This is a genomic window from Kineococcus rhizosphaerae (genome assembly GCF_003002055.1).
Taxonomy (GTDB): domain Bacteria; phylum Actinomycetota; class Actinomycetes; order Actinomycetales; family Kineococcaceae; genus Kineococcus; species Kineococcus rhizosphaerae.
The window spans coordinates 162,678-172,720 of sequence record NZ_PVZF01000013.1; the positions used below are offsets into that span (position 1 = coordinate 162,678).

General features: G+C 74.3%; 10 protein-coding genes. 7 read left to right on the top strand and 3 right to left on the bottom strand.

The features are described 5' to 3' along the window. The first annotated feature begins 40 nt into the window (after positions 1–40). The 4 genes from hutH to hutI are packed head-to-tail and all read left to right on the top strand — an operon-like array spanning position 41 to position 5,694. Entirely contained in the window at positions 41–1,576 is a 1,536-nt protein-coding gene (gene hutH, locus CLV37_RS22125) for a histidine ammonia-lyase (protein WP_106214548.1), read from the top strand. Between the two features lie 13 nt (positions 1,577–1,589). Then, positions 1,590–3,245: a urocanate hydratase gene (gene hutU / locus CLV37_RS22130; RefSeq protein WP_106214550.1), complete on the top strand. Its 1,656-nt coding sequence runs from the start codon at positions 1,590–1,592 to the stop codon at positions 3,243–3,245. Continuing rightward, a complete protein-coding gene (locus CLV37_RS22135; protein ID WP_106214552.1) occupies positions 3,233–4,543 on the top strand; it encodes a formimidoylglutamate deiminase in 1,311 nt (436 codons plus the stop codon). Before hutU ends, CLV37_RS22135 begins: the two co-directional genes overlap by 13 nt. Beyond that, the gene (gene hutI, locus CLV37_RS22140; protein ID WP_106214554.1) at positions 4,540–5,694 is read left to right on the top strand and encodes an imidazolonepropionase; all 1,155 of its coding nucleotides are present in this window, start codon (positions 4,540–4,542) and stop codon (positions 5,692–5,694) included. Before CLV37_RS22135 ends, hutI begins: the two co-directional genes overlap by 4 nt. Positions 5,695–5,905: 211 nt before the next feature. Here the strand turns inward: hutI and CLV37_RS22145 are convergent, their stop codons facing one another. Then, on the bottom strand, positions 5,906–7,297 hold the full coding sequence (locus CLV37_RS22145; protein ID WP_170127434.1) for a GGDEF domain-containing protein: 1,392 nt from the start codon (positions 7,295–7,297) through the stop codon (positions 5,906–5,908). A 103-nt stretch (positions 7,298–7,400) separates the two neighbouring features. On the opposite strand from CLV37_RS22145, the gene CLV37_RS27835 reads away from it, so the two are divergent. Next, complete coding sequence (locus tag CLV37_RS27835; RefSeq protein ID WP_170127435.1) at positions 7,401–7,544, top strand: hypothetical protein; 144 nt, start codon at positions 7,401–7,403, stop codon at positions 7,542–7,544. A gap of 2 nt (positions 7,545–7,546) precedes the next feature. Here CLV37_RS27835 and CLV37_RS22150 read toward each other — a convergent pair whose 3' ends face one another. Next, positions 7,547–8,089, bottom strand: a complete 543-nt coding sequence (locus CLV37_RS22150; protein WP_106214558.1) for a hypothetical protein — start codon at positions 8,087–8,089, stop codon at positions 7,547–7,549. Positions 8,090–8,244: 155 nt separating this feature from the next. Here CLV37_RS22150 and CLV37_RS22155 point away from each other — a divergent pair, with 155 nt between their 5' ends. Then, on the top strand, positions 8,245–8,484 hold the full coding sequence (locus tag CLV37_RS22155; protein ID WP_146149542.1) for a hypothetical protein: 240 nt from the start codon (positions 8,245–8,247) through the stop codon (positions 8,482–8,484). Positions 8,485–8,521: 37 nt separating this feature from the next. Beyond that, on the top strand, positions 8,522–9,421 hold the full coding sequence (locus CLV37_RS22160) for a hypothetical protein (RefSeq protein WP_106214562.1): 900 nt from the start codon (positions 8,522–8,524) through the stop codon (positions 9,419–9,421). Here CLV37_RS22160 and CLV37_RS22165 read toward each other — a convergent pair whose 3' ends face one another. After that, the gene (locus CLV37_RS22165) at positions 9,422–10,018 is read right to left on the bottom strand and encodes a hypothetical protein (protein WP_106214564.1); all 597 of its coding nucleotides are present in this window, start codon (positions 10,016–10,018) and stop codon (positions 9,422–9,424) included. It abuts the gene before it with no gap. Positions 10,019–10,043: the final 25 nt, after the last annotated feature.

Genomic DNA, 10,043 nt, shown 5'->3' on the forward strand with positions numbered 1-10,043 from the left:
ACCCGCTGACGGAACCCCCCGCGTCGGGTGGGATGGAGGCGTGCAGAACGTTCTCGTCTCCTCCGGCCCGGTGAGCGTGGCCGACGTCGTGGCCGTCGCCCGGCACGGTGCCCGCGTCGACCTCGACCCCGCCGCGCTCGAGCAGGTGCAGGCCTCCCGCGCCCGCATCGAGGCCCTCGCCGACGACGTCGAACCCCACTACGGCATCTCCACCGGCTTCGGCGCCCTGGCCACCAGGCACATCCCCGGCGACCAGCGCACCCAGCTGCAGCGCAGCCTCGTCCGCTCTCACGCCGCCGGCTCCGGTCCCGAGGTCGAGACCGAGGTCGTCCGCGCCACGATGCTGCTGCGCCTGTCGACGCTGATGACCGGCCGCACCGGCGTGCGCGCGCAGACCGCCCGGGCCTACGCCGGCCTGCTCAACGCCCACCTCACGCCCGTCGTCACCGAGTACGGCTCCCTCGGCTGCTCCGGCGACCTGGCCCCCCTCGCGCACTGCGCCCTGGCCGTCATGGGCGAGGGGTTCGTCCGCGACCGCGAGGGGAACCTCCTCGACGCCGGCGACGCGCTCGCGCGCCACGGCCTGGAACCCGTCGTCCTCGCCGAGAAGGAGGGCCTGGCCCTCATCAACGGCACCGACGGGATGCTCGGCCAGCTCGCCCTGGCGCTGGACACCCTCGACACCCTCTTCGCCACCGCCGACCTCGCCGCGGCCCTGTCCGTCGAGGCCCTCCTGGGCACCGACGCGGTGTTCGCCGACGACCTGCAGGTCCTGCGCCCGCAGCTCGGTCAGCGCGTCGCCGCGGGCAACGTCCGCCGGGCGCTCGCCGGTTCCCCGATCGTCGCCAGCCACAAGGGGCCGGAGTGCACGCGCGTGCAGGACGCGTACTCGCTGCGCTGCTCCCCGCAGGTCCACGGCGCCGGCCGCGACACCGCCGCCCACGCCCGCGCCGTGGCCGAGCGCGAACTCGCCGCGGCCGTCGACAACCCGGTCGTGACCCTGGACGGCCGGGTGGAGTCGAACGGGAACTTCCACGGCGCGCCCGTCGCGTACGTGCTGGACTTCCTGGCCATCGCCGTCGCCGACCTCGCGAGCATCTCCGAACGGCGCACCGACCGGTTCCTGGACCCCGCCCGCAACCACGGCCTGCCCGCGTTCCTCGCCCACGACGCCGGCGTCGACTCCGGGTTGATGATCGCGCAGTACACCGCGGCGGGGATCGTCTCGGAGCTCAAGCGCCTCGCCGTGCCCGCCAGCGTCGACTCGATCCCGAGCTCGGCCATGCAGGAGGACCACGTCTCGATGGGCTGGGCCGGGGCGCGGAAACTGCGCAAGGCCCTCGACGGCCTCACCCGGGTCCTCGCGATCGAGGTCCTCACCGCCACCCGCGCGCTGGACCTGCGCGCGCCCCTGCTGCCGGGGCCGGTCACCTCTGCGATCCTGCGGACGGTCCGCACCGTCGTCGCCGGTCCCGGTCCCGACCGGTTCCTGTCCCCCGAGATCGAGGCCGTCGTGGCCCTGGTCGCCTCGGGGGACGTCCTGAACGCCGCCCGTTCCGTCACCGAGATCAACTGAGGGAGTCCCGTCGATGTCCGGTCCCCGTCCGGTCCGCGCCCACCGCGGCAACGAGCTGCACGCCAAGAGCTGGCAGACCGAGGCCCCGCTGCGGATGCTCATGAACAACCTCGACGCCGAGGTCGCCGAACGCCCCGACGACCTCGTCGTCTACGGCGGCACCGGCAAGGCGGCCCGCAGCTGGGAGGCGTACGACGCGATCGTGCGCACCCTGGAGACCCTCGAGGACGACGAGACGCTGCTGGTGCAGTCCGGCAAACCCGTCGGGGTGTTCCGCACCCACGCGTGGGCGCCGCGCGTCCTCATCGCGAACTCGAACCTCGTCGGCGACTGGGCCACCTGGCCGGAGTTCCGCCGCCTGGAGTCCCTGGGCCTGACGATGTACGGGCAGATGACCGCGGGGTCGTGGATCTACATCGGCACCCAGGGCATCCTGCAGGGCACGTACGAGACGTTCGCCGCGGTGGCCGACAAGAAGTTCGGCGGGACCCTGGCCGGGACGATCACCCTCACCGGCGGCGCGGGCGGCATGGGCGGTGCGCAGCCGCTGGCCGTCACCCTCAACGAGGGCGCCGTCATCGTCGTCGACGTCGACCGCGCGCGCCTGCAGCGCCGCGTGGACCACGGCTACCTGGACGAGCTGGCCGACGACCTCGACGACGCCCTGGCCCGGGTCGTGGCCGCCCGCGACGAACGCCGCGGCCTGTCGGTCGGCGTCGTCGGCAACGCGGCGACGGTGTTCACCGACCTGCTGGAGCGGAAGGCGCCCATCGACGTCGTCACCGACCAGACCTCGGCGCACGACCCGCTGAGCTACCTGCCCGAGGGCGTGTCCGTCGAGGAGTGGCACGAGCTCGCCGCGAAGGACCCCGAGGAGTTCACGCGGCGCTCGCGCGAGGCCATGGCCAAGCACGTGAAGGCCATGGTCGGGTTCCAGGACGCCGGCGCCGAGGTGTTCGACTACGGCAACTCGATCCGTGAGGAGGCCCGCCTCGGCGGCTACGACCGCGCGTTCGAGTTCCCCGGTTTCGTCCCGGCCTACATCCGCCCGCAGTTCGCCGAGGGCCGCGGGCCGTTCCGCTGGGCGGCGCTGTCGGGGGACCCGAAGGACATCGAGCGCACCGACCGCGCGATCCTGGAACTGTTCCCCGAGGACGAGAAGCTGCGCCGCTGGATCACCGCGGCGGGCGAGAAGGTCCACTTCGAGGGCCTGCCCGCGCGCATCTGCTGGCTGGGCTACAAGGAACGCCACCTCGCGGGCCTGAAGTTCAACGAGCTCGTCGCGAACGGCGAGATCTCCGCGCCCATCGTCATCGGCCGCGACCACCTCGACTCCGGGTCGGTGGCCTCGCCGTACCGCGAGACCGAGGCCATGGCCGACGGCTCCGACGCGATCGCCGACTGGCCGCTGCTGAACGCCCTGCTGAACACCGCTTCCGGGGCGACGTGGGTGTCCCTGCACCACGGCGGCGGCGTCGGCATCGGCCGGTCGATCCACGCCGGTCAGGTCACCGTCGCCGACGGCACGGACCTCGCGGCGCAGAAGATCGAGCGGGTCCTGACCAACGACCCCGGCACCGGGGTCATGCGCCACGTCGACGCCGGGTACGAACGCGCCGCCGAGGTCGCCCGTGAACGCGGGCTGCGCGTCCCCATGTGGGAATCGTGACCTTCCACGCGCAGGCCGCCTGGCTGGACGGCCGGGCGGTCGCGGACGTCCGCATCTCCACGGTCGCGGGCCGGATCACCGCCCTCACCCCGGGAACTCCCGCCGAACCCGGGGACGAGGTACTCACCGGTCTGGTGTTCCCGGGGTTCGCCAACGCCCACTCGCACGCGTTCCACCGCGGCCTGCGCGGCCGGACCCACGGCGACGGGGGGACGTTCTGGACGTGGCGGACCGCCATGTACTCCCTCGCGGGCAGCCTGACCCCGGACACCTACCGGGACCTCGCGACGGCCGCGTTCACCGAGATGGTCCTCGCGGGGTTCACGGCGGTGGGGGAGTTCCACTACGTCCACCACCGGCCCGACGGCACCCCCCACGACGAGCCGAACGCGTTCGCCCTCGCCCTGCGCGACGCGGCCCGGACGGCGGGGATCCGCCTCGTGCTGCTCGACACGCTGTACCTGACGTCCGCCCCGGGTGAACCGCCGCTGCCCGAGCAGCGCCGGTTCTCCGACGGGTCCGCGCAGGCGTGGGCGCGGCGGGTGAAGCAGATCCCCGCCGACGAGTTCTTCCGCGTCGGCGTCGCGGCGCACTCGGTCCGCGCCGTCGGTCCCGCCGACCTCAGCGTCGTCGCCGAGACCGCGTGGGACCTCGGCGCGCCGGTGCACGTCCACCTCTCGGAACAACCCGCCGAGAACGAGGCGTGCCGCAGGGCCTACGGCTGCACCCCGACCGAACTCCTGGACCGCGCGGGGGCCCTGAGCCCCGCGCTCACGGTCGTGCACGCCAACCACGTCACCGACGCCGACGTGGCGCTGCTCGGTGCCCGGCAGGCCTCGGTCGCGGGGTGCCCGACGACGGAGGCCGACCTCGGCGACGGCGTCGGCCGCTACCGGGCCCTCGTCGACGCGGGGTCGGTGCTCGCCCTCGGCACCGACCAGCACGCCGTGGTCGACCCGTTCGCCGAGACCCGCGGCCTGGAGGGCGCCTCCCGGCTGGGCTCGCTGCGGCGCGGGGTGTTCTCCCCGGCCGAGCTCGTCGCCGCGCTGACGACGGGTGGGCACCGCAGCCTCGGGCTCGAGGGCGGTTCCCTGCAGGTGGGTCAGCCCGCCGACCTCGTCGCCGTGCGCACCGACTCCGTCCGCACCGCGGGCTCGGACCCGGCGCAGCTCGCGATGACGGCCGCCGCCCAGGACGTCACCGACGTCGTCGTGGCGGGGGAGTTCCGGGTGCGCGGGGGCGTCCACCTCGCCGTCCCGGGAGAACGCCTCGTCGAGATCCTGCGGAGCCTGCCGTGAGCACCCTCTACACGGGCATCAGCGAACTCACCACGAACGACCCGGAGTTCGACGGCCCCGCCGGTGAGAGGGACCCGCTGGCCCGCATCACCGACGCCGCGCTCGTCGTCGAGGACGACCGGGTCGCCTGGGTCGGCCCCGCGGGCGCGGCGCCCGACGCCGACGACCGCGTCGACGTGTGCGGGCGCGCCGTGCTGCCCGGCTGGGTCGACTCGCACTCCCACCTCGTCTTCGCCGGCGACCGGACCGCCGAGTTCGAGTCCCGGATGGCGGGGCGCCCCTACGCCGCGGGCGGGATCGCCACGACCGTCGCCGCCACCCGCGCCGCGACCGACGGGGAACTGCGCCGCAGCCTGCGCCGGCACGTCGCCGAGGCCCGCGCCCAGGGCACGACGACGCTGGAGACGAAGACCGGCTACGGCCTGACTCCCGCCGAGGAGCTGCGCGCCGCGCGGCTGGCGCGCGAGTTCACCGACGAGGTCACGTGGCTCGGTGCGCACATCGTCGCCCCCGGTGCCGACCCGCAGGACTACCTGGCCGAACTCCTCGGCCCCCAGCTCGACGCGGTGCTGCCGCACGTGCGCTGGGCCGACGTGTTCTGCGAGACGGGCGCCTTCGACGAGGACGCCTCCCGCGCGGTGCTCCTGGCCGCGAAGGGGAAGGGCCTGGGCCTGCGCGTGCACGGCAACCAGCTCACGCAGGGCCCCGGCGTGCGCCTCGCGGTGGAGCTCGACGCCGCCAGCGTGGACCACGTGAACCACCTGTCCGACGCCGACGTGGACGCGCTGGCGGGTTCGCGGACCGTGGCCACGGTCCTGCCCGCGTGCGACCTGTCGACCCGTCAGCCGCTGGCTCCGGCGCGCCGGCTGCTCGACGCGGGCGCGACGGTCGCCATCGCGAGCAACTGCAACCCCGGGTCCAGCTACACGAGCTCGGTGGCGTTCTGCGTCGCGACGGCCGTCCTGCAGATGCACCTGACCGTGGCCGAGGCCGTGCACGCCGCCACGTTCGGCGGGGCGCAGGCGCTGCGCCGCACCGACGTGGGCCGCCTCACCGTGGGTGCCCGCGCCGACCTGCACGTCCTGGACGCCCCGTCGGTGACCCACCTCGCCTACCGTCCCGGCGTCCCCCTCACCCACTCCGTCCACTGACCCCCGCGATCAAGGAATCCCGCACCGCGATCAAGGAATCCCGCAGCGCGATCGAGGGCCGCTGCGCCATCCTGCGGAGGTGAGCACGGTCGCACCGCGTCGAACCTCCACCACGACGAGGTGCTCGGGCTCGACGGGGGGCGGGACGCCCGGAAGTCGTCCGGGGACTGACCCCGCGCCGTCGGCACGGGGGGAGGTCAGCGCAGGAGGATCACCACGAGGTGGCGCGGGCCACGTCGGGACCCCGGGTCGTCTGGTCCTTGCGGCGCCGCTTCTCGCGGTACATCCCCGCGTCCGCCTCCTTGACCAGTTCCTCCAGGGTCCGCCTGCGGCCCGCCGAGGACGCCACGCCGATGCTGACGCCCACGCCGAGCTCGGCCCCGCAGAAGGCGACGGGTTCGCGGATCGCCCGTTCCAGCCGTTCCGCCAGGGCCGCGCTCTCGGAGGTCTCCCCGGTCACCACCACGAACTCGTCCCCGCCGAGGCGGCACAGGACGTCCCCGGCGCGGACGGAACGCTCCAGCCGGGCCGCGACCTCGACGAGCACGTGGTCCCCGGCGGCGTGGCTGAACGTGTCGTTGACCTGCTTGAAGTCGTCCAGGTCCAGGAAGTGCACGCGCACTCCCTCGCCCCGGTCCAGGCGCTGACGGACGAGCCGGTGGGCGGCCTCCCGGTTGAGCAGACCGGTCAGGTCGTCGTGGTCGGCGGCGAACTCCAGGGCGAGCCGGGCCTGCTCCTGCTGGCGCACGACGATGAGGAAGCGGGTCAGGACGATCCCCGACAGGGCGAGCATGACGCCCAGGACGACGTACCGCGATCCCCGCGGTTCGGTCACCAGCAGCACCGGCAGGGCGCACAGCGCCACCCCGAGGAACAGGACGCGCACGGGGTGCAGGCGGGGGGTCGCCGCCGCGGCGATGGCGTCGCGCGCCGCGGCGGGGTGGTGCTGGGCGCAGACGAAGAAGGCGCCGGAGACCAGCAGGACCGCCGAGAGCCGGTCCGTGTCGAAGTCCGGCAGGTGGTACTGCAGCAGCGTCACGGCGAGGTCGCCGGCGAGGGTGCCGCTCAGGGCCACCACCACCAGCACCTTCAGGCCCCGGTCGACGCCGTGGGCGAAGAGCAGCACGGCGCCGACGGCGAACAGGACGACGTCGCCGACGGGGTAGAAGGAGTTCACCAGGGCGACCCCGACGCCGTCCGAGGCGGCCAGCAGCGGCACCACCAGGTACTGCCACGTCAGCGTCGCGAAGACGGTCGTCAGGGCCAGCCCGTCCAGCGCGGCCTCGCGCAGCCGCCCGGGCGACCACAGCCGGAGCATGGAGACCAGCGCGACGCCCAGCAGCGGGTACCCCAGGACCCAGAGCACGTCGCTGGCGCTCACCACCGACGTCGACGTCGGTTCCACCCACAGGGCGAACAGCGCGTCGCCCGCCAGCCAGGAGGTCAACGCCGCCGCGATGCACCCGTGCACGACGCGCAGGCGCCCGGTCCGGCCGCGCACGGCCGCCCAGGACAGGCCCACGACGACGACCTGCGCGATCGAGAACGCGACCTGGCCGGCCGCGGCGTGCGGCCACAGGACCGTCGGCCAGGCGAGCGCCACCGCCGTCACCGCCGGGAGCCCTGTCGTAGGACGCATCCTCCGGGCATCGGCGTGCCGCGGACCGCCCTTGAGCACTCCCGGACGGTCGTGCTGTGCTGCGGGGGTGAGCAGACGCGGGCGACGGCGCCGCCGGGTGGGCCGGGTCGTCGAGGGGGCGGCCGAGGTCACCGACGCCGCCGGCCTCGTGTGGACGGTCGTGACGTTCCCGTTCCGGGTGCTGAAGGCGGTCCTCGACGTCTTCACCTGACCTCAGGGCGCGTCGACCGGGGACCCGTCCGCGTGCCGGTCGGGGTTCTCGGCGCGGAACTCCTCCAGCGTCAGGCCGTACCTCGCCGCGTTCCGGGCGTCCTCGGCGTCCGCGTACCGGTTCCAGTCGTCGACGAGGCGCTGGGTGAGCAGCTGGAAGTCGATGCAGCCGTAGGTCCCGCCCTCCGGCAGGTCCGGCGGCGGGGTGCAGTTCGACTCGGTCTGGTACTGCTGCGGGTCGAAGCAGCTCGAGGACGAGGGGACGAACGTCTCCTCGGGGTCCGCCGGGGTCGTGTCGCCCTCCTCGGAGTCGTCCTGGAAGACGCACGTGCGCGTCGGCATCGAGGTCGCCATCGGCCCGCCCTGCAGCCAGTCGAAGTGCGCGGCCTCCTCCGCGGCCTCCTCCGGCGTCTGCGTCCAGTCGTCGGACGAGGTCGGCTCGGAGGTGGGCGCAGCGCTCGCGGCGGAGGAGCCGGGAGCGGGTTGCGTGCCGCAGGCCCCGAGGGCCAGGACGAGCGAGGCGAGGGGCAGGACGAGGAGGCGCACCGGCCGGACCCTCCCAGGGGCCCCGCCCGCTGCGCAGGCCGACGCCGGAGGTTCGCCCGTCCGGCGCCCCCCGGGTGCGGCGGCGCGACGGGCGGGGCACGGGCGGTCACGGGCCTCCCCTCGCCGGCCCGCCGCGCACCCGCCACCCTGTGGGCATGACCGACACCGACCACCCCCAGCCGCCGGCGCCCGTCGCCGACCACGTCAGCGCCCTGACCGGCTACCTGGAGCAGCTGCACGCCGTCGCCGCGAGCTCCGACACCGCCGCTGCGGGCCTGGCCGACGACCTGCGCACCGCCGCGCTGGGCGACCTGCGCGCCCTGGCCACCGCCTGCGGCGTCGACTGGGACGGTGTCCTGGCCGAGCGCGACCGCCGCTCCGTCGTGGCGGAGTAGCGGCCGGGCACCTCCGCGCGGGTGGGAGGATCGGGGGGTGACGACCGCCCCGCCCTTCGGCCTCCTCCTCGACGTCGACGGCCCGATCGCGAGCCCCGTGACGCGCTCGATCAGCGCCCCCGGCCTCCTCGACAGCCTCCTCGAACTCCTCGCCGCCGGGATCCCGGTCGTCTTCAACACGGGCCGTTCCGACGAGTTCCTCCGCGAGCAGGTCGTCGGCCCGATCCTCGCCGCGGGCCTGCCCGCCGGTGCGCGGCTGCACGCGGTCTGCGAGAAGGGCGCCGTGACGTTCAGCGTCACGGCCGGCGGCATGGGCGACGTCGAGGTCGACCGGGCCGTCGCGGTCCCCGCCGAGGCCGTCGAGCGCCTCGAGGCGCTGGCGCGCGACGACTTCGGCGACGTCCTGTTCGTCGACGGCGGCAAGCGCGCCATGGTCTCCCTCGAGCAGCGCCTCGACGTGGACTCCGCGACCTACCTCGCGCGCCAGCCCGAGTTCGAGAAGGCCGCGCTGCAGGTCTTCGCCGAGCTCGACCTCGGCGTCACCTGGAAGGGCGTGTCCGTGCCCGACGCCCACGGCGCCGTGGACTGGCGCATCGACCCCACGATCATCTCGACCGACGTCGAGTCCGTGCTGCTCGGCAAGGACCGCGGCGCCGAGACGGCCCTGCGCCTGCTGGCCGCCGACGGCCCGCTGCCCACGGCCTGGCGCACGGTCGGGGACTCCCGCACCGACTACGCGATGGCCGACTGGCTGCACGCCCAGGGCCACGTCGTCGTCCACGTCGACGTCCGTCCCGCCGACGGCGTCCCCGTCACGCCCTACCCCGTCCTCGTGCCGCGGCACACCGTCCACGACGAGGCCGGTGCCGCCTGGCTGGCCCGGCTGGCCGCCGTCGTGCGCGGCGAGGCCGCCGACGACACCGGCTTCGACGCCTGATCAGGCCTCGGGCTGACGAGCGATGAAGGCCGCCATCCCCGGGACCGTGAAGGCGACGACCCCGTGCTCGGGGGCGTAGACGAGCCCCTTCTCGATCAGCTTCGCCCGCACCGGCCCCAGGCTGCTGTTCCGCTTGCCCAACCGCGTCGCGACCTCGCCCGAGGAGCTGCCCGCGTCACCATCGACCGCCATGGCTCGCAAGTACTGCTGCTCACCGCGAGTGGCGCGGTCCCAGCGGGCGCGGAAGAAGCCGGAGTCGAGGGTGGCCCTGCCGGAGACGACCCCGACCCGTGCGTCGGTGAGGTCGATCCCGGGTCCCGTCGCTTCGTTCCAGGTGTCCTGGCCGAACTGCTGGATGAAGTACGGGTACCCCGAGGCTTCTCGCAGGACGAGTGCTGCCGCCGCGGGTTCCCAGTCGACGGATTCCGCACGCGCCGGGGCGAGCAGCGCTTCTTCAGCCAGACCGGGCTCCAGGTGCTCGATGCGCGAGAAGTCGAAGAGGCGTTCCGAGTACGACTTGGCTTCCGGGTTGTGTCCACCAGAGTGGTGTACGACCAGGCCGGTGACAGGCGTGGCTGACACGTAGAAGGCGGCCACCGCGTGATGCTTCGAAGGACCTCTC